Source organism: Micromonospora sp. NBS 11-29, from assembly GCF_002140155.1.
GTDB lineage: Bacteria > Actinomycetota > Actinomycetes > Mycobacteriales > Micromonosporaceae > Micromonospora.
On the sequence record NZ_NAPR01000012.1, the window covers coordinates 260,161 to 279,526 of the forward strand.

The 19,366-nt window shown below is 70.1% G+C and carries 20 protein-coding genes; 3 read left to right on the plus strand and 17 right to left on the minus strand.

What is annotated here, in order from left to right; all coding sequences use genetic code 11:
* The 7 genes from B1205_RS15715 to B1205_RS15745 form a co-directional block, all read right to left on the minus strand.
* A partial coding sequence (locus B1205_RS15715; RefSeq protein ID WP_140158077.1) for a sugar kinase occupies window positions 1–1,095 on the minus strand: 1,095 nt, incomplete at its 3' end.
* Window positions 1,092–1,715 (minus strand): bifunctional 4-hydroxy-2-oxoglutarate aldolase/2-dehydro-3-deoxy-phosphogluconate aldolase, encoded by a 624-nt coding sequence (gene eda / locus B1205_RS15720; protein WP_254909977.1) that lies wholly within the window; start codon window positions 1,713–1,715, stop codon window positions 1,092–1,094. The genes eda and B1205_RS15715, both read right to left, overlap by 4 nt.
* 2 nt (window positions 1,716–1,717) lie before the next feature.
* Window positions 1,718–2,848, minus strand: a complete 1,131-nt coding sequence (locus B1205_RS15725) for a mandelate racemase/muconate lactonizing enzyme family protein (protein WP_089156298.1) — start codon at window positions 2,846–2,848, stop codon at window positions 1,718–1,720.
* Window positions 2,849–2,898: 50 nt separating this feature from the next.
* Window positions 2,899–4,035 (minus strand): sugar ABC transporter substrate-binding protein, encoded by a 1,137-nt coding sequence (locus B1205_RS15730; RefSeq protein WP_089156299.1) that lies wholly within the window; start codon window positions 4,033–4,035, stop codon window positions 2,899–2,901.
* Between the two features lie 41 nt (window positions 4,036–4,076).
* A complete protein-coding gene (locus B1205_RS15735) occupies window positions 4,077–5,105 on the minus strand; it encodes an ABC transporter permease (protein ID WP_089156300.1) in 1,029 nt (342 codons plus the stop codon).
* Complete coding sequence (locus B1205_RS15740) at window positions 5,102–6,130, minus strand: ABC transporter permease (RefSeq protein ID WP_089156301.1); 1,029 nt, start codon at window positions 6,128–6,130, stop codon at window positions 5,102–5,104. The genes B1205_RS15735 and B1205_RS15740 overlap by 4 nt, the downstream gene beginning before the upstream one ends.
* The gene (locus B1205_RS15745; RefSeq protein ID WP_089156302.1) at window positions 6,127–7,728 is read right to left on the minus strand and encodes a sugar ABC transporter ATP-binding protein; all 1,602 of its coding nucleotides are present in this window, start codon (window positions 7,726–7,728) and stop codon (window positions 6,127–6,129) included. Before B1205_RS15745 ends, B1205_RS15740 begins: the two co-directional genes overlap by 4 nt.
* 122 nt (window positions 7,729–7,850) lie before the next feature.
* Between B1205_RS15745 and B1205_RS15750 the strand changes: the two genes are divergently transcribed.
* From B1205_RS15750 to B1205_RS15760, 3 genes are all read left to right on the plus strand, one after another.
* Window positions 7,851–8,849, plus strand: a complete 999-nt coding sequence (locus tag B1205_RS15750) for a dihydroxyacetone kinase subunit DhaK (protein ID WP_089156303.1) — start codon at window positions 7,851–7,853, stop codon at window positions 8,847–8,849.
* A 51-nt stretch (window positions 8,850–8,900) separates the two neighbouring features.
* Window positions 8,901–9,437: a dihydroxyacetone kinase subunit DhaL gene (gene dhaL, locus B1205_RS15755; protein WP_254909997.1), complete on the plus strand. Its 537-nt coding sequence runs from the start codon at window positions 8,901–8,903 to the stop codon at window positions 9,435–9,437.
* On the plus strand, window positions 9,434–10,261 hold the full coding sequence (locus tag B1205_RS15760; RefSeq protein ID WP_089156305.1) for an N-acyl homoserine lactonase family protein: 828 nt from the start codon (window positions 9,434–9,436) through the stop codon (window positions 10,259–10,261). The genes dhaL and B1205_RS15760 overlap by 4 nt, the downstream gene beginning before the upstream one ends.
* Window positions 10,262–10,307: 46 nt before the next feature.
* On the opposite strand, the gene B1205_RS15765 is transcribed toward B1205_RS15760, so the two are convergent.
* The 10 genes from B1205_RS15765 to B1205_RS15805 all read right to left on the minus strand — a co-directional run bounded on the left by B1205_RS15765 (window position 10,308) and on the right by B1205_RS15805 (window position 19,357).
* Window positions 10,308–11,033 carry a FadR/GntR family transcriptional regulator gene (locus B1205_RS15765; RefSeq protein ID WP_217809810.1) on the minus strand — a complete coding sequence of 242 codons (726 nt, stop codon included), beginning with the start codon at window positions 11,031–11,033 and terminating at the stop codon, window positions 10,308–10,310.
* 182 nt (window positions 11,034–11,215) lie between these two features.
* Window positions 11,216–11,935 (minus strand): gluconate 2-dehydrogenase subunit 3 family protein, encoded by a 720-nt coding sequence (locus tag B1205_RS15770; RefSeq protein ID WP_089156307.1) that lies wholly within the window; start codon window positions 11,933–11,935, stop codon window positions 11,216–11,218.
* Window positions 11,936–11,964: 29 nt separating this feature from the next.
* Window positions 11,965–12,933: a GMC oxidoreductase gene (locus B1205_RS30335; protein WP_254909998.1), complete on the minus strand. Its 969-nt coding sequence runs from the start codon at window positions 12,931–12,933 to the stop codon at window positions 11,965–11,967.
* A gap of 686 nt (window positions 12,934–13,619) precedes the next feature.
* Window positions 13,620–14,144: a type 1 glutamine amidotransferase domain-containing protein gene (locus B1205_RS15780; RefSeq protein ID WP_089156308.1), complete on the minus strand. Its 525-nt coding sequence runs from the start codon at window positions 14,142–14,144 to the stop codon at window positions 13,620–13,622.
* A gap of 88 nt (window positions 14,145–14,232) precedes the next feature.
* Window positions 14,233–14,946, minus strand: coding sequence for a cysteine hydrolase family protein (locus B1205_RS15785; RefSeq protein WP_089156309.1), 714 nt, complete (start codon window positions 14,944–14,946; stop codon window positions 14,233–14,235).
* A gap of 361 nt (window positions 14,947–15,307) precedes the next feature.
* Window positions 15,308–16,435, minus strand: coding sequence for an LLM class flavin-dependent oxidoreductase (locus B1205_RS15790; RefSeq protein WP_089156310.1), 1,128 nt, complete (start codon window positions 16,433–16,435; stop codon window positions 15,308–15,310).
* An 18-nt stretch (window positions 16,436–16,453) separates the two neighbouring features.
* The gene (locus tag B1205_RS15795; protein WP_089156311.1) at window positions 16,454–17,518 is read right to left on the minus strand and encodes an LLM class flavin-dependent oxidoreductase; all 1,065 of its coding nucleotides are present in this window, start codon (window positions 17,516–17,518) and stop codon (window positions 16,454–16,456) included.
* On the minus strand, window positions 17,515–18,057 hold the full coding sequence (locus B1205_RS15800) for a GNAT family N-acetyltransferase (RefSeq protein ID WP_089156312.1): 543 nt from the start codon (window positions 18,055–18,057) through the stop codon (window positions 17,515–17,517). Before B1205_RS15800 ends, B1205_RS15795 begins: the two co-directional genes overlap by 4 nt.
* Window positions 18,054–18,218, minus strand: coding sequence for a hypothetical protein (locus tag B1205_RS33005; RefSeq protein WP_254909978.1), 165 nt, complete (start codon window positions 18,216–18,218; stop codon window positions 18,054–18,056). The genes B1205_RS15800 and B1205_RS33005 overlap by 4 nt, the downstream gene beginning before the upstream one ends.
* Complete coding sequence (locus tag B1205_RS15805) at window positions 18,206–19,357, minus strand: NtaA/DmoA family FMN-dependent monooxygenase (protein ID WP_254909979.1); 1,152 nt, start codon at window positions 19,355–19,357, stop codon at window positions 18,206–18,208. Before B1205_RS15805 ends, B1205_RS33005 begins: the two co-directional genes overlap by 13 nt.
* Between the last annotated feature and the right edge of the window lie 9 nt (window positions 19,358–19,366).

A 19,366-nucleotide genomic window follows, 5' to 3' on the forward strand; every position in this document is an offset into this window, starting at 1 on the left:
CACGCGGGCGCCGGCGCCCCGCATCAGGGCCTCGACCTCGGCGACACCGGCCATCGACGTGTCGCCGGGGGTGGTCATCGCCAGGGCGCCGTGGGCCGCGCCGTAGTCGACGGCGAGGGCCAGGTCGCCGTCCCGCTCCAGCAGGCCGTAGATCAGGCCGGAGGCGAAGCTGTCGCCCCCGCCGACCCGGTCGAGTATCTCCAGAGCGGGTCGGTGGGTCGCCTCGGCGAACTCACCGGCCGCCCAGGCGACGGCGCCCCAGTCGTTCACGGTCGCGCTGCGCACGCCACGCAAGGTGGTCGCGACCACCTTGAAGTTGGGGTACTGCTCGGCCACCGCCTCGATCATCGTCCTGAACTTGCCGGCGTCCAGCGCGCCGCTGTGGATGTCGGTGTCCGGCACGGCGAAGCCGAGGCAGGCGGTGAAGTCCTCCTCGTTGCCGATCATCACGTCGACGAGCGGAGCGAGGCGCCGGTTGACCTCGCGAGCACGGTCCTGGCCGCCGACGGCCTTCCACAGGCTGGGCCGGTAGTTCAGGTCGTAGGACACGATCGTGCCGTGCCGGCGGGCGGCCGTCATCGCCGCTTCCACGGTCTGCGCGGCCGTCTCCGACAGCGCGGCGTAGATGCCGCCGGTGTGCAGCCACCGCACGCCCAGCGTGCCGAAGAGGTGGTCCCAGTCGACGTCGTCCGGCTTGAGCTGCCCGGCTGCGGTGTGGCCCCGGTCCGAAGTGCCGACGGCCCCGCGTACGCCGAAGCCACGCTCGGTGAAGTTGAGCCCGTTACGGACCGTCCGGCCGATCCCGTCGTAGGGAATCCAGGTGATGAGGCTGGTGTCGACGCCGCCCTGCAGAACGAGGTCCTCAAGGAGCCGGCCGACCTCGTTGTCGGCGAACGCGGTGACGATCGCGGTCCGCAGCCCGAAGCACCGCCGCAGACCGCGCGCCACGTTGTACTCGCCGCCGCCCTCCCAGACGCGGAACGTGCGGGCGGTACGGACGCGGCCCTCGCCGGGGTCGAGCCGCAGCATGATCTCGCCGAGCGACACGAGGTCGTACCGGCAGTCGGCCCTAAGCCGAGGATCGACGGCGCTCATGCCGCACCGCCCGCCGCCGTGACGGCCTGCTCGCAGCGGACGGTGATCTCGTCCCACCGCTCCGCCGCGATGACGTCGGCGGGTGCGACCGCGGTCGAGCCGACCGCGAGCACGGCCGGAACGGCGAGGTAGTCCGGAATCAGGGCGGTGGTGACGCCGCCGGTCGGGATGAACCGCATCCCGCTGAACGGCGCCGAGAGCGCCTTGATCATCGCGACGCCGCCGAGGTGCTGCGCGGGGAAGAACTTGACGACGCCGAGCCCGGCGTCGACGGCCATCTGGATCTCGGTCGCGGTGGCGACGCCCGGGAAGACCGGCACTCCGGCGTCCTGGCAGACGCGGACGACCGCGGGCGCGAAGCCCGGGGTCACGACGAATCGGGCACCGGCCGCGATCGACCGCTCGGCCTGCTCGGCGGTGAGCACCGTGCCGGCGCCGACGACGAGATCCCCGCGATCGGCGAGGGCCCGGATGGCGTCGATCCCGGCCGCGGTCCGCAGCGTCACCTCGGCGGCGGCGAGCCCGCCCTTGACCAGGGCGTCGCCCAGCGCGCCGGCGTGACCGGCGTCCTCGATGACGAGGACCGGCAGCACCCGACCGATCGGTAGAGAGTTCGCCATGATCATGCCCCGGTCCGGACGCTGAAGCGCTCGTCCGCGCCGTCGGCGATGCGCACCCCGATGCCCGGTTCCTCGCTCCCCCAGACCCGGCCGTCCCTGACCACCGGTGGGTCGACGAGGAAGCCCTCCCAGCCGAGCCCGCCGTACGCGTCGAACTCGATCAGCGGCGCGTTGTCGCAACTGAGGATGACCTGCAACCCGGCGTAGATGCCGATGCCGGTGCCGGAGGAGCAGCCGATGTGCGGTACGCACTTGAGGTTCCAGGCGCTGGCCATGTCCGCGATCCGCTTGAGCTCGGAGATGCCGCCGACGCTGGCGGCATCCGGCTGGACGATGTCGAAGGGCAGCTCCGACATCAGGTCGATGTACTCGTACCTGGTCAGCAGCGACTCGCCGCCGGCCAGCGGGATGTCCACCCGGTCGGCCAACCACGAGTGACCGGTGACGTACTGCGACAGGCTGTGCGACATGATCGGCTCCTCCAGCCAGGCCACCTGGAGGTCGTACAGCTCCTTGGCCAGGGTCAGGGCGCCCCTGCGGTCGTACGCCATGTTGGCATCGACCATCAGCTCGATCCCGGTTCCGACCGCCGTGCGCACCGACTGCACGAGGTGGACCGCCTGGTGGAGGTCGCCGTCGACACGCAGCTTGATTGCCGTGTAGCCGGCGGCCACCGCCTCCTTGGCCTCGACGACGGCCTGGTCGGCCGGCTTCAGCGAGGGCGCGTAGTACGCCCGCGCCGAGTGCTGCGACGTGCCGAGCAGCCGGTGGACCGGCTGCCCGGCGGTCTTGCCCATCAGGTCCCACAGGGCGATGTCGATACCGCTCAGCGCATACGTCTCGACGCCGCGGCGGCCCCACATGTGGGTCGCCCGCATCATGCTGTGCCACAGCGCGCCGATGTCCCGCGGGTCGCGGCCGATGATCATCGGACCGAGCTGTTCGTTGATCAGCGGGCCGACGGTCGGGAAGTACTCGGCCGAGAAGCCGGCCTCGCCGATGCCCACTGACCCGTCACTGGTGACGACCTCGACGATGATGCCACCCTTGGTGCCCACCGCCATCGCTCCCCAGCGCAGCTTCTCCTTCAGGGGCAGCCCGACGGGATATGCCCGAACGCCTGCGATCTTCATGCTCAACTCACCGTTCGCCTCGTAGCTGCTGTCGGATGGTGGGACGCGCGTCAGGCGCCGTACTTCTTCGGTGCCGCGAGCGCCCACTCGGTGTAGCTCTGGTGCCAGTCCACATTGGTCTTGTCGACGACCTGGGTCGGGTTGTTGATGATCTGGGTGACCGACTGGCCGAGGACCGCGGTCAGGAAGATCGCCTCGATGAGGTTCTGGCCCTGGTCGACGCCACCGATGTCGACGGTGGCGGTGAGCTTGCCGGCCTTGATCTGCTTGTAGCCGGAGACCAGCCCGTCCGCGCCGATCGTCAGGACGCCGCCGGTGCCGTCCCAGTGCTTCAGGCCGGCGGTGTCGATGGCCTGGGACGCGCCGAGGGCCATCTCCTCGTTCTCGCCGTAGATCGCGTTCACGTCGCGGTTCTTGGTCAGCAGGTCCTGCGCGGCGGCGAAGCCCTTGTCCCGCACGTAACCGCCGTCGGCCTGACCGACCACCTTGATGCCCGGGTTCTCGGCGAGCGCCCGGTCGAAGCCGATCTTGCGACCGCGGGTCCAGTCCGAGCCGGACGGGCCCCAGATCTGCAGGATGTTGCCCTTGCCCTTCAGCTTCTCGGCGATGTACTTGCCGGCCAGGTAGCCGGACTGCCACCGGTTGTCGTAGCCGACGTTGGTGACGGTCTGCAGCTGGTCCTCGGGGTACAGCTCGGCCGGCTGGTTGAACTGGTAGATCTTCACGCCCTTGCTGGTGGCGTCGCGGTACAGGCTCTGCACGGTGGCGAAGTTGGCGCCGGTGCACACCGCGATGGCGTCGAACTTGCGGGAGACCCACGACTGGACGATGCCGAGGGTGCCCTGGACGGCGTTGAAGTCGCCGACCGGCGCCTGCCTCTCCCACACCCACTTGCAGCCGAACCGCTGCTCGTACTCGTTCATCCGACGCCAGGCGGCGTGCTCGATCTGGGTGAAGTTCTCGGAGAGGACCGGCGGGGTGAAGCCGACCTTGATCTCCTTGCCGTTGACGATCTTCTTGATCGCGTCGTCGAACGACTCGCTGGACGCCGAACCGCCGCCGGCTGACTTCGTCGCCTCACCGTTGGGCGAACAGGCGGCGATCAACGATCCGCCGACGCCGGCGCCGGCCAGCAGCCCGGCGGTGCGCAGCATCCGCCGGCGCGAGACTCCATCGAAGTTGGGCATGACTGTCTCCTTCAAGGGGGGTGGGGGTGGGGTGTGGAACTTCAGCTACGGGATGCGCCGATCGAGCGGGCGATGCCGCTCCACGCCTGGTTCGCCAGGACGGCGAGGATGAGTACCAGGCCGGTGACCACCGCCTGCCAGCTCGACTCGACGCCGGTCAGGTTGATGATGTTGCGGGTCAGCGTCAGGGTCAGCGCGCCGACGAGAGCGCCGATCACCCGGCCCTTGCCGCCGAAGAGGGAGGCGCCGCCGATCACGGCCGCCGCGATGGCGCTGATCTCGTATCCGTTGCCGATCAGCGGCGGCACGGTCGTCGTCCGGCCGGCGATGTGGATGCCGGCGATCGCGGCCATCAGCCCGCTGATCACGTACGCGGCGATCTTGATGCGGTCGACCCGGATACCGGCGTTCTTCGCGCCGGTCGGTGAGCTGCCCACCGCGTAGAACTTCACGCCGTAGGTGGTGCGGCGCAGGAGGATCGAGACCGCGACGCCGACGGCGAGAACCAGCAACATGGGTACGGTGACCGGTCCGGCGATCTGACGCAGCCCACCGATGTAGTAGTACGCGTCGGTCATGTAGCCCAGGATCGGCACACCGGCCGTCCAGTAGAGCAGGAACCCGCCGGCCAGGCCGAGCATCGCCAGCGTCGCGATGAAGTCGGGGATGCCGAGCTTCGTGATGAGCAGCCCGTTGACGAGGCCGATGCCGGCGCCGACGCCCAGCGCGGCGACGAACGCGACGGCCAGCGGCATCCCGTTGTTGAGGCAACTGGCCACCACGCCGGCGCTGAGGGCCATCACCGACCCGACCGAGAGGTCGAGGCCGCCGGCGATGAGCACCACGGTCATGCCGATCGCCAGGAAGCTCACGGTCATCATCGCGTTGATGATGTTGGTGAGGTTGCCGGCCGTCGCGAACGTGGGCTCGGTGAACGCCATCACGCCGCACACGACGACGAGGAGGGCGAGGATCCCGAACGAGGGATCGCGGAGGATGCGGACGCGGAGCGCGGAGACCCGCTCGTTGGTGGTGGGGGACACCCGCTCGGGGGTGAGGGTGATCATCATCGCCCCTTACTTGTCGCCGGCTGCAATTCACCGGCCGGAGCCTGGACGGGTTGGGGGGTGCGCAGGGTCAGGGCGAAGCGGCGGGCACCGCGGTCCACGATCACGCCGACGAGGATGCAGACGCCGGTGATGATCGAGAAGATGAGCGGGTCGACGCCCATCAGCCGGAAGCCCTGCTTGAGCGTCACCAGCAGCAGCGCGCCGAGCGCGGCCTGCCAGATGCCGCCGCGACCGCCGGCCAGGCTCACCCCGCCGAGCACGGCCGCGGCGACCGCGATCAGCTCGTAGCCGCCGGCCATGCCGGCCTGGACGGAGTTGAGGCGGGCGGCGAGCAGGACACCACCGAAGCCGGCCAGGCCGCCGGAGACGAGGTACGCGTAGATCTTCAACCGTCCGACGTCGAGTCCGGCCACCAGTGCGGGTGCGCTGCCCATGCCGCTCGCCCGGATCCGGCGGCCGATCCCGGTCTTCACCAGCACCAGGTGCAGCGCGACGATGACCAGGACGGTGAGGACCATGGCGCTGGTGAGGCCGCCGACGGACGAGCTGGCGAGGCCGAGGAAGGTCTCGTCGCGGGTGCCGACGAGCTGAACGTGGTCGGTGAGCACCACGAGCAGGCCGGCCGCGACGTTGAGCGTGCCCAGCGTGACGATGAAGTCGCTGAGCCGGAACTTGACGATCACCAGACCGTTGATCAGACCGAAGACCAGGCCGGTGCCGACTCCGACGAGGACGGACACCAGCGGGTTGAACCCGTGCATCGACGCCCACAGCGAGGTTCCGGCGCTGAGGCCGAGGACGGCGCCGACCGAGAGGTCGATTCCGCCGGCGATGATGACCAGGGCCAGTCCGGCGGTGATGATGAAGATCGGCACCTCTTCGTTGAGGTAGTACTTGACCGAGTCACCGTCGGCGAACGACGGCACGGCCAGGGCGAAGCCGATGGCGACCGCGGTGAACGCGAGGAGGATGGGTACGCCCTCGATCCCGAGGAACCGAGCGGCGCCGGAGCGGAAGTTTTTCATCGGTCAGCTCTCGATGCCTTGTCGATGATGGCGTGCTTGACGGCGTCGTATCCGTCGGTCGCCACCCGGTGGGGGATGTCGCGGATCTCGCCGACGAGCGCTCCGCGGTTCATCACGACGACCCGGTCGCACAGGCTGATCAGCTCGGCGAACTCGGACGCGATGACGATGACCGAGGTGCCCTTCTCCGCGACGTCCCGGATCAGGCGGTGGACCTCGGCCTTGGCGTGGATGTCGATGCCCTGGGTCGGCTCGTCGAAGATGAGGATCGACGGCTCGGTGTTCAGGCAGCGGGCGATGATCGCCTTCTGCTGGTTGCCGCCGCTGAGATTGCGGATGGGTTCCGCCGGTCCGGGTGTCTTGATGCCCAGGCTTTTGATGTACGAGTCGGCGAGGGCCCGCTCCCGCCGCGATCGCAGCACACCGCCCGCGGTGACCGAACCGAGTTCGGAGACCGAGATGTTCTCGGCGACCGACAGGTCGGGCAGGATCCCGAGCTGCTTGCGGTCCTCGGGAACCATCGCCAGCCCGGCCTTGTACGCCACCTTGGGGTGCCCGATCCGGCGGGGCTTCCCGTCGATCTCGATCCGGCCGGAGTGGAGTTTGTCCAGGCCCATCAGGGCTCGCACCAGCTCGGTCCGCCCGGCGCCGGCCAGCCCGGCGATGCCCAGGATCTCGCCGCGCTCCACGTCGAAGGAGATGTCCCGGAGCACTCCGTGCCGGCTCAGGTTCAGCGCCCGCAGCCGCGGATGCGCGTCGTCGCCGTCGACCCGCCGCCGCGCGGGCACGGCGTCGGCGGCCTCCATCAGCTCGGTCGCGTCGCCGCCGAACATCTGCACGGCCAACTCGCGCGGGGTGAGCTCGGCGGTCTCGGTCCGCGCGATCGTGCGCCCGTCGCGCATCACGGTCACCACGTCGGCCAGGCCGAAGACCTCGTCGAGGTGGTGCGTGACCCAGATCAGGGCCACACCGCGGCGCTGCAGGCTGCGCATGTGCTCGAAGAGCAGTGTCTTCTCGTGCTCTTCGAGCCCGGACGTCGGCTCGTCGAGGATCAGCACCTTCGGCGGCACGGCGAGCGCCTTGACGATCTCGATGACCCGCTTCTTCAGGGCACCGAAGTCGCCGACCGGCCGCCACAGCTCGGACTTCGTGATGCCGAACTCGCCGGCGAGATCCTGGATCCGCCGGGCGATCTGCCGGCGGTTCACGAACAGCGAGCCCTTGCCGGTGAGCGCCTCTTCCCGGCCGAGGAAGATGTTCTCCAGCACGGTCAGGTCGGGGACGGTGGACAGTTCCTGGTGGATCGTGCTGATGCCGAGGGCCTGCGCCTCGCGGGGATGCCCGATGGACACCTCCTGGCCGGCCAGCTCGATGCGGCCGGAGTCCGGCGTGACGAGGCCGGACAGCACGTTCAGCAGGGTCGACTTGCCCGCACCGTTGCCACCGAGCAGGGCGTGGATCTCGCCGCCGCGCACCAGCAGGCTCACCCCGTTCAGGGCTTGGACGCCCTGGAAGCGTTTGTGGATGTCCGTCATGCGCAGGTGCGGAGCCTCCGCGGGCCGCTGCGCCTCGACCGGCACTGAGGATGGCGCCTTCATTCCTGCTCCTCTCCGCAACTGACTGGTCTTGTGATCGGGTGGTCGGACCAATATCCTGAGAGCCGGACCACAAAGTCAAGGGGCCGACTGGGTTTCTTCCCCGCGGAAAGGGAACCGGCAGGATGCAGAAGATCATGGGCGACGCGTCGACGGTCGTCCCGAACTACCTGCGCGGCCTGGCCGCCGCTCATCCCGACCTCATCGAGTACGACTCGGAGCACCGCATCCTCGTGCGCCGCGCACCGGTCGCTCCCGGCAAGGTGGGGCTCGTCTCCGGCGGCGGCTCGGGCTGCGAACCGCTGCACGCCGGCTATGTCGGGCTCGGGATGCTCGACGCCGCGTGCCCCGGCGAGGTGTTCTCCTCCCCGGTGCCGAACGCCATCATGGCGGCGACCGTCCGCGCCGACTACGGCGGCGGCGTTCTCTACATCATCAAGAACTTCGGCGGCGAGGTGATGAACTTCGGCCTGGCTGCGGAGATCCTGCGCCGCAGGGGAATTCGGATCGAGAAGGTGCTCGTCGACGACGACGCGTCGTTCCCGCCGGAGCTCGCCGCCCGCCGCCGCGGGCTGGGTGCCACGGTGCTGGTCGAGAAGATCGCCGGCGCCGCCGCGGAGCAGGGCCGCCCGCTCGACGAAGTAGCCGCGCTGGCCCGCCGGGTCGTCGCGCGCAGCCGCACCTTCGGCGTCGCGCTGAGCCCCTGCACCCATCCGAAGACGGGACTGCGCACGTTCGACCTGCCCGACGGCGAGTACGAGGTGGGCGTCGGCATCGGCGGCGACCGCGGCCACGAACGTCGTCCACTGCCATCGGTCGGCGAGATCGCCGACGTCATGCTCGAACGGGTCACCGTCGAACTGGGCCTGCAACCGGGCAACCGTGTCCTGGTCCTGCTCAGCGGCCTCGGCTCAACCCCCGCCATCGAGCTGTACGGTCTCTTCGCCGCGGTCCGGGACCGCCTCGTCACGCACGGCGCCGAGCCCGTCCGGAGCCTGGTCGGCGACTACATCACGTCGCTCGACTCGCACGGCGCCCTGCTCACGGTGCTGCACGCCGACGACGAGCTGCTCGATCTCTGGGACCGGCCCGTGCACACTCCGACACTGCGCTGGGGAGCGTGAGATGACCACGACATTGTCACAGGACGCCGTGACGACCTGGCTGGAGCGCTTCTGCACCGAGGTCGAGGCCGCCGAGGNAGCCAGGGGGCCGCCGCCGTGCGGAAGGTGTTGCGCGACGACCGGTTCGCCGACATCCGGGAGCAGCTCGACGCGGTCGCCATGGCCCTGGTCAACTCCGTCGGCGGCGCCAGCGGGGCGCTGTACGGCACGTTCTTCCTGCGACTGAGCGCGGTCGGCGAGGGCCGGTCCACGCTCGATCTGGCCGCCCTCACCACGGGGCTCGGCTCCGCCCTGGCGGGCATCCGTGAACTCGGCGGCTCCTCCCCCGGCGACAAGACGCTCGTCGACGCGCTCCATCCGGCCGTCGCCGAGCTGGAGTCTCCCACCCGGTCCGCCGACCTCCTGACCGCCCTGGATCGCGCCGCCACGGCGGCCGAGGAGGGCCGGAACGCCACCGCCGGCATGGTGGCCCGGATGGGCCGGGGCAGTTACCTCGGCGACCGCAGCCGCGGTCACGTGGACGCCGGCGCCACCTCGATGGCGCTGCTCTTCCGCTGCCTGCACCGCAGCGCCGAGGCAGCGGCATGACGTCGTCGGTGACGTCGGTCCACCTGCTCGACGGCGGCGTGCTGGAGGTGGACCCGGGTTCCGTCGTGGCCGGCGCCGCCGGCCGCCGGATCGACGTACCGGTACAGATGTTCCTGGTCGGCACCACCTCGGGGTACGTCCTGGTGGACACCGGCAACGATCCCGGCGTCATCGACGACCCGGTCGCCGCGTGGGGGCCGGAGCTGGCGGCGGCCTCCCGCCCGCGGACCGCGCCGCACCAGCACCCGGCACGGCAGTTGGAGCTGCTGGGTCTCACGCCACGGGACGTTCGGGCGGTCGTCTACACGCACCTGCACCACGACCACGCCGGCGGCGGACGTGTCTTCCCGGACGCCGTCCACGTGGTACAGCGCGCCGAGCACCGGTGGGCGCACAACCCGGACGGGCACGCCGGCAAGGGATACGCACGGGCCGACTTCGGTACGACGAACTGGACGCTCGCCGACGGGGACTGGCACATGCTGCCCGGCGTGCACCTGATGATGACGCCGGGCCACACGCCGGGTCACCAGTCGGTGGTCCTGTGGGACGTGCCCGACCTGGGCAACGTGATCCTGGCCGGCGACGCGATCAACACCGTCGGGTGCATCGACGACGACCTGCCGCCCGGCATCGCGACCGACACGCTGGCGGCGGTGCACTCGATGCACCGGCTCACCGCGCTGGCCCACGCGACGGACGCGCTCGTCGTGACCGGGCACGACATGGCACAGTTCGAGGCCCTGCCGAAGGCTCCGGACCCGTTGCGGCGCCCGGGCGGGAATCCGGCCGGTCTCCGTCAGCAGCCGCTGGATCTCTCGTGACACGACGAAAGGCGCCGCCGGCGGCGGCGCCTTTCGTCGTCCGACGTCACGGACGCTCGGTCGTCCGCTCCAGGTGCTCGGCGATGTCGCGCTCGACGTCGCGGATGTGGCTCAGCGCGGCCGATCGCGCGTCCCGCACCCGGTGCCCGATGATCGCCTGAACCATCGCGACGTGCCCGGCGTGCGCGTGCGCGCGCCGGCCGGGCAACTGGATGACCCGGTGGGAATATTTGAAGAAGAGCGGCTCGATGCACTCCATCAGCCGCAGCAGCAACGTGTTCTTCGTGGCCTCGACGATCGCGCGGTGCAGCTCGGCGTCGAGTTTGACGAACGCGTCGTCGCTCAACTGCGGATTCTCCGCCTCGGCCAGGATCCGCTGAAGGTTGGCCGCCTCCTGCTCGGTGATCCGCCGGGCGGCGAAGCTCGCCGCGTCCGGTTCGAGCGACCTCCGCACCTCGAAGAGCTCGGGCACGGTGAAGTCGTCGAACACCAGCAGATCGGAGAGCTTCGGCATCGTCTTCTTGTCGCTGACGACGAAGACGCCGCGGCCGTGTTCGGTGCGCAGCAGGCCGTTGGCCTCGACCACGCGGATCGCCTCGCGCATCGAGCTGCGTCCGACGCCGAACCGCTCGGCGAGAACCCGCTCGGGCGGCAGCTTCTCCCCGAGCTTGATGTCGCCACGGGTGATCAGCTGCTCCAGCTGGGCCGCGACCGAATCGGCGACCTTCAGCCGGCGGATGGGCTCGATATCACCGAGACCGATGCCGGTCATCGTGGTGACCCCCTTCATCGAGCGAAACACGGTTTAAGTCCACTGGTCAGGTGGCCTGATCACTGTATCCTATCATCGTGGCACCGGGACATCGACAGCGGCTGTTCGACGCGGCCCGGGCGACACGCCCGGGCCGCATCCGAAACGGCGTTCTCGGCACGAAGGCGAGCGGCGGCCCGCAGCTACTCTCCGGCCGGCTGGAACGGGTGGTCGCGCAGGTGCGGGACCAGGTCCTCCCAGGTGTAGTCGCCCTCCATGAAGTAGGGCGTCGTATCGTACGTGCCGTCCATCGTGTCCTTCAACGATTTCGGGCCGACGAAGCCGATCACCTTCCAACCCATGTGGTCCTTGTTCCCGCCGTACACCGGGTCGCAGTAGAAGCCCTGCTTGGTGTGCAGGCACAGCGCCGGGAAGAAGCTCATCCCCTCGTCGAACGTGCCCTGCAGGAACGTGGTCACCGCCTCCGTCGTGCCCAGGGTGACCTTGGACGGCTTCGGCGCCCCGGAGAAGGTCTCCAGCACCGCGTCCTGCTGCTCCTCGGTCAGGTCCGTGAAGTCGGCGTCGTGGCTCTGTCGGGCCACCTCGTCGAGGTCGCGGATGCCCTGGCGGTAGGTCTGCTGCATGTCCCACATGCGGGACCGCCACGCCTCGGCGAACTTGCCGGTGAGCTTGAGGAACCCGCTGCCGTCGGCCGCGGCGAAGACGTGGTCGATTCCGGACAGGTAACGGTCGATGAAGACGACCACCCGAGCCTCGCGGGCGCCGGGGTCGTGGTCGGTCGGGATGATGCGGGCGGTCGCGGCCTCGATCGTCGCCCACTCGTGCGCGGTGAAGAACAGCCGTTCGTTCGAGTCGGGGTCGATCGGCGAGCCGACGATCTCCCAGTCAGCCTTGAGGGTCACAGGTCCTCCGTCCTTACGTGAAGCGTTGGCTAGGCGACCCTGATGTGCTCTTCGCGGCCCTTGGCGAAGGTGTCGACGATGTAGTCGCACGCGCGCCAGGCGTTGGCCATCATGGTCAGCGTAGGGTTGACGCCGGTCGACGTCGGGAAGCCCGAGCCATCGACGACGAACAGGTTGTCGATGTCGTGGCTCTGGCACCACTCGTTCAGCACCGACTTCGCCGGATCGTTGCCCATCCGCGCCGTGCCGTGCTGGTGGCAGGTGTTACCGGTCATCCGGTCGAGGTAGACCGGAACCGTCTTGCGGGCGCCGGCGACCTCGAGGATCTCGGTGTTCTTATCAACCTGCCACCTGCTCATCCGCACGTCGTTCTCGTGCGGCTGGTGGGTGATCCGGGCGACCGGCAGGCCCCAGGCGTCCTTCACGGTCGGGTCGAGGTCGACCCGGTTGGACTCGCGCGGCATGTCGTGCAGGATCGCGCCGATCTTCATCGCGTAGTTGAAGTAGTCGCGGTCGGCGTCCTTGAGCGCGCTGCCCCAGCTCGGCCGGCCGGGGAAGACCCAGTTGACCGGGTGCACGGTCTGCGAGGCGGAGATCAGACAGCCGCCGATGTGGCCACGGTCCTTCCCGGTCTCGTAGAACTCGAACGTGCCGCCGCTGATGTAGTTGCCGGCCCATCCGTACAGCGGGTCGTCGATCTCCTTGTCGAAGAGGCCGACGGCGAACACGTACTCGTGGAAGGTCGCGTTCTTGCCGACCAGGCCGCTGGAGTTGGCCAGGCCGTCGGGGTACTGGGCGGAGCGCGACATCAGCATCAGACGGGCCGACTCGATCGCGCCGAGCCCCAGCACCACCACCTTGGCGTCCTGCTCGACCTCGCGGCCCTCAGGGTCGATGTAGACGACGCCGGTGGCCCGGCCGTCCTTGCCGACCTTGATCTCGCGGACGAAGCACTCCGAGCGCAACTCGAAGTTNTCGGGTCGCCGTACTGGTTCCAGAAGCTGGTCTTGTTGAACGGGTCGCGACCCTTGTGCCGGTTGGTGACCATGGCGTGCGGAATCGGGAACGCGTTGAAGCCCATCTTCTTGGCGGCCTCGTAGAACCGCCGGCCGAAGCGGGTCGGGCGCAGCGGCTCACTCGGGTACGGGCGGCTGCGGTACGGCTCGTGCTTGTCCGCGCCGGCCACACCGGAGACGCCGAACTCCCACTCGACCTTGGTCAGGTACGGCTCAAGGTGCTCGTACCGGATCGGCCAGTCGGCGATGCTCGCACCGTCGAGGTCGCCGTGCAGCGAGCGCTGGATGAAGTCCGACTCGCGCGGGCGCGGCACCCAGCCGGCCCAGTGGTTCGTGCCGCCGCCGACGAGCTGCGGGGTCGGCGAGAACGGGAACACCTCGGCGACCGAGTTCTCGTCGTGACGCAGGGTGCGGGGGAACAGCTTCGGGTCGGGCCACAGGTAGTTCCGGTTGACGTACTTGACCTCGTCGCCGGAGTAGTGCTCGTGGGCGCGCAGCCACGGGCCCCGATCGAAACCGACGACCTTCAGGCCGGCCTCGGCCAGCACTTTGACCGCGGTGCCACCGGTCGCGCCGAGCCCGACGACGATGGCGTCGACCGGCTCCGGCTTGGACGAATAAGCCATAACTCTCTCTCCTCCCGAAAGGGCGCTCGGTGGCAGTGCCGGTCAGGCGCGCCCGAGGTACTCGACGATGGCCTTGCCGAACTGGGGCAGGTCGACCGGCGTACGCGAGGTGATGACGTTGCCGTCCTCGACCACGGGCTCGTCGACCCAGGTGCCGCCCGCGTTCTCGACGTCGGTCTTGATCGGCAGGTAACCGGTGATCTTCCGGCCCTTGGTCGCACCGGCCGAGGCGAGCATCCAACCGCCGTGGCAGATCGCGGCGACGAGCTTGCCCGACTCGTAGGCCTCGCGGACCAGGTCGATCATCTCGGGGTGCAGCCGCATGTTGTCGGGGGCGAACCCACCGGGGATGACGACCGCGTCGAACTCGGCGGCGGACACGTCCGGCGCACCGGCGTCCACCGCCATCGGGTAGTGCTCCTTGCTGTCGTACGAGTCCTTGGTGCCGCTGCCGACGACCCGGACGTCCGCGCCGGCCTCCTGCAGGCGCAGCAGGGGGTACCAGCCCTCGAGGATCTGGTACTCGTCTTCGATCAGCAGGGCCACACGCTTGCCTGAAAGCGACATCTCTTGTCCTTCTTCTCGCGATTACGGGTGTTCGACAGATCGGAGCCAGCGGCCCGCCGACGAGCTCGACGGTGGGGAGATGTGGCGGTCAGGCGCCGATCATGCGGAGGAACTCGACGCTGGTGCGCACGTCGCCGTGGTTGGCCTGGATGTTGCGCAGGGACTCCCAGTGCTGGCCGTAGCCCAGGGGCTGCTCGGCGCCACCGGGGATGGACGCCGGGATGGCGGCGGTGGTGTCGGCCAGGACGATGATCTTGAAGTCCTGGTTGTTGCCGTCGATGGCGGTGGTGATCTGGCAGTTGCCGGTGGACAGGCCGGCGACGACCAGGGTGTCGCAGCCCGCGCGGCGCATGTACTCGGTCAGCGGCGTGCCGTAGAACGAGGAGAACCGGTGCTTGCGGATGACCGGCTCGTCGTCGAGCGGCTTGAGCTCGTCGACCAGTTCGTCGCCGCCGTTGCCCCAGGCGCCGGGGAAGGTGGCGAGCTGGCCCTCGAGGCCCCACTTGCGGTCGGCGAAGCCGGCGTCCTTGCCGTCACCGCGCAGGCCCCACAACGACCAGACCACCGGAATGCCCTTGGCACGGGCGGCTTCGAGCACGTTGACCACCGGCTGGACGACGTCCTTGCCCTCCGGAGCGCCGCCGACGCTCGGGATGTACATGGCGCCGCCGACCTCGGCACACGCCTTCTGCATGTCCAGCACCAGCAGCATCGTCTTCTCGGGGTCGATCGTCGGGGCCACCCAGGTCGACCGGTCGATGACCTTGTCGATGTTCTCGTAGGTGTAGTCGAGCGAAGACATCGATCCTCCTCTTGCGTCTGAGTCGGGCACGCAGCCCGGTGCGTTGGCGCCGCTCACCCGACGCCGATCGACGAGGATCTGATCGGGTGAGCAGGTGGTCTGAACACTAATCCAGCTGACGGCAGAGTCAAGAGGTGTTTCGTCTTGACTTCAATGCCGTTACAAGCCACGCACCGGCATCGGAACGCAGCGCCCGCTGCCCATCACCGAGCGGAGTCAAGCGCCCCTGGGAACGGACACTCTCCGGCTTGGCAGGCTGCGGATGCGGCAGGAACACGACGGCGGCCGGCCTGGTGACCAGGCCGGCCNGAGGGCTATGAGCTCCGGAGGATCACCGGTGCCGGCAGCGGGGTGGTCCCGCTCAGCCGTGCCATTCCTTGGCGAGCAGCTCATAGGAGCTGACCCGGTCGGCGTGCGCGTGGGTGATGGTGGTGACGAGCAGCTCGTCGGCGGACGTCGCGTCCCGGAGGGTGCGCAGCTTGCCCGCCACCGTCTCGGGCGAGCCGACGAACTGGGTGTCGACCCGGTCCGCCACCAGATCGCGGTCCTCCTGCGTCCAGTGATGGGCGGCGGCCTGTTCCGGGCTCGGGAACTCGATCGCGCCGGCTCCGCTGCGGATGCTGCGTACCCAGAGGCCGTAGGGGGCGGCGAGGCGGCGGGCGGTGGCGTCGTCCGGTGCCACGACCACGTCGGCGGAGACGACGACGTACGGCTGGGCCAGCGTCGCCGAGGGCCGGAACGCCGCCCGGTACGCCGCGACGGCGTCGAGCACGGTGGCCGGGCTGACGTGGTAGTTGGCGGCGAACGGCAGCCCGAGGGCGCCGGCGAGGCGGGCGCTCTCTCCCCCGCTGCTGCCCAGCAACCACACCTGCACGTCGGCGCCCTCACCGGGTACGGCGTGCGCGTCGAGCCCGTCGGCGTCGCGGTAGTCGCCGCGCAGCAGGGCGAGCAGGTCACCTACCTGGTCGGCGAAGTCCGGCGGTCGGGCGCCCGGCTGGTGCAGCAACGCGGCATGCAGCGCGGCCCGCGGCGAGGTGAGGAGCTTCGCGAACGAGAACGGCGGCGGGATGTACAGGCCGTCGACGATCCTGGCCTCGGTGGCGGCCGGCGAGGGACCGCCGGCCAGTTCGCGCGCCGCCTCGGCACGCCGTTGCCCGGAGCGGCCGAGGCCGAGGTCGATCCGGCCCGGGTACAGGGCGTCCAGGGTGCCGAACTGCTCCACCACGGCCAGCGCGGTCTGGTGCCCGAGTTGAGTGGCGCCGGAGCCGACCCGGATGTGGCTGGTGGCGGCGGCGACCTGCCCGATCAGCACCGCCGGGACGGCGCTGGCGACGCCGGGAGCGAAGTGGTGTTCGGCCAGCCAGTACCGCCGGTAGCCGAACTGCTCGGCACGGCGGGCGAGGTCGATGGTGTTGCGCAGGGCCTCCCCCACGGTGCGGCCCGCGGGCACCGGTGACAGGTCGAGCACGGACAGGGGGGTCGATGTCATGGTGTTCCCCGATTCAGCTCAGGTGGTGACGGCGGACGGCGTTCGGTGCAGGGGCCGGCTGGGGATCGCCCGCCGCAGCGCGGGGGCGATCTCGCTCTGGAACAGCTCCAGGGCCTGCCGGTGCTGCTTGTCGGTGAGGCCGTCGGAGTCGGCCTGCAGGTGGATCACCTCGTGGCCGAACCGCTCGTGGTAGCGCAGCACCTTGTCGACGATCTGCTGCGGGCTGCCGACCAGGGCGGAGCTGCGCACGACCGCGTCCTCGATGGTTTCGAACACCGGCTGGACACCGGCCTTCCGGAACGCGGCGACGCGCGCCTCGAAGATCGGCCGGTAGGTCTCGATCGCCTCCTGGGAGGTACGCGCCGTGTAGAAGCCCGCGGTGCCGGCGCCGACCAGGGCGTCGGCCGGGTCGTGGCCGTGGTGCGCCCACCGTTCGCGGTAGTAGCGGATCAGCTCCGCGTACGGCTCGATCGGGTTGGTGACGTTGGCGGAGAAGAGGGGGTCGCCGTGGCGGGCGGCCAGGTCCACCGACTCGCGGCTGGTGGCGCTGCCGTGCCAGACCCGGATCGACCGTTGCAGCGGCCGGGGCCAGGTCTCGGCGTCGACCAGCGGGGGTCGGAACCGGCCGGACCAGGTGACCTTCTCCTCGCGCCAGAGCCGCCGGAACAGCTCGTAGCCTTCCCGGTTGCGCTCCCACTGGTCCTCGGGGGTGACGTGGAAGAGCTGCGCCTGGGCGGCGCCGTTGCCCTTGCCGATGATCAGTTCGAGCCGGCCACCGGAAAGGTGATCGAGGGTCGCGTAGTCCTCGTAGGCCCGCACCGGATCCAGCAGGCTCAGCGTGGTCACCGCGGTGAACAGGCGGATCGTCGAGGTACGGGCGGCGATGTGGCTGAGCACCACCGGTGGTGAGGACGAGATGAACGGCCGCTCGTGGCGTTCGCCCACGCCGTACCCGTCGAAGCCGAGTTCCTCGGCGAGCACCGCGTTGTCCACGACCTCGCGGAAGCGTTCGGTGGTGCTCCTGTGCCGTCCGGTGACCGGGTCGGGCAGGTGGGTGATGAGGGTGATGAGCAGGAACTTCATGCCGGGTCCGTCCTTCCTGGCCGGTTCGTGCCCGCCGGTGGCGGGGTGAGCGTCCTGGCGAAGCAGAGCGACCAGGGCAGCACGTCGTACGGCGGGAAGACCGGGACCCGGTGGTAGCCGGCCCGCTCGTAACGGCGGACGGCATCGGGTTGACGGTCCCCGGTCTGCAGCACGATGCGCCTGGCGCCGAGTCGCGCCCCGGCGTCCTCGGCGGCCGTGAGCAGGGCTGGCGCCACGCCGTGTCCCCGGTACGCCGGCACGACGTACATCCGTTTGAGTTCCAGGTCGTCGCCGTGCCAACGCAGCGCGGCGTGCCCGACCGGGGTGGCGGCCGGCGTGTAGGCCACGCCGGTCCAGGCGACGGAGGTCGAGGCCACCGCCTCGTCCGGGGGAAGGTGGATGGGGTCGGTGGGCCGGTCGGCGTAGCGGTCGCGCAGCTCGCTGCTCAGGGCCGCGCGCAGCCGTACGGCGTCGGGGTCGTGCCAGCGCCGTTGGCAGACCACCACCGGGGCGACCCGCGTCGGGACGGTAGTGCTCATCGCGGAGCCACCGTGGCCGCGACCGGACGGGCGGCGCCGAGGCCGAGGTGCTCGCGCAGGGTGACGCCGGTGTAGCGGGTGCGGAACACGCCGCGTTCCTGCAGCAGCGGGACGACCCGGTCGACGAACTCGTCGAGGCCGCCGGGGGTCAGGTGGGGCACCAGGATGAACCCGTCGGCGGNAAGGACTGCCGCCCGGTGACCTCGATGATCAGGTCACGGATGCCGAGGCCCTTCTCCTCGGCGAGGGCGCGCCACTGGCGCGCGGTGGCGACCGGATCGGGGTACATGCCGGCCCGGCCACGGCTGATCGCCTCGGCGGAGACGTCCGGATCGGTGGCGGGCAGCGGCCCCTCCGGGTCGTACCCGGACAGGTCGGTGTTCCACAGCTGTTCGAGCATCAGCAGGGCGGTCTGTGGGCTGACCTGCTGGCGGCGGATGTGGTGGGCCTTCTCCTGGGCCTCCGCGTCGGTGTCACCGAGCACGACGGTCACCCCGGGGATGACCTTCAGGTCGTCCGGGTGGCGGCCGTGGCGGGCCAGCCGCGCCTTGACGTCCCGGTAGAACTCCTGCCCGGCTTCCAGGGTGCCGTGGCGGGAGAAGATCGCGTCCGCGCTGGCGGCGGCGAAGTCCCGCCCGTCGGGTGAGTCACCGGCCTGCAGGATCACCGGGTGCAGCTGCGGGCCGCGCGGCACGGTGAAGTGGCCGGCGATGTCGAACTGCTCGCCCCGGTGGGTGAAGGCCCCGGGGTCGGCGGTGGTGACGTACCGACCGGTGTCGCGGTCATCGACCACCGCGTCGGCCGCCCAGGACTCCCACAACTCGCGTGCGGTACGGACGAACTCGGCGGCCCGCTCGTAGCGCAGCGACCGGTCGAGGAAGCCGCCGCGCCGGAAGTTCTCGCCGGTGAACGCGTCGGAGGTGGTGACCACGTTCCAGGCGGCCCGTCCACCGGAGAGGTGGTCCAGGGTGGCGAGCTGCCGGGCCAGCTCGTACGGCTCGCGGAAGGTCGCGTTGAGGGTGCCGGCCAGGCCGAGGTGCGTGGTGACGGCGGCGAGGGCGGCCAGCACGGTGAGCGTGTCCGGCCGGCCGACGACGTCCAGGTCGTGGATGAGGCCACGCTGTTCGCGCAGGCGCAACCCCTCGGCGAGGAAGAAGAAGTCGAACAGGCCCCGCTCGGCGGTGCGGGCCAGGTGGACGAAGGACGCGAAGTCGATCTGGCTGCCGGAGGCGGGGTCGCTCCACACGGTCGTGTTGTTCACGCCGGGAAAGTGCGCGGCGAGGATGATCTGCTTGGGCACGGCGTTCTC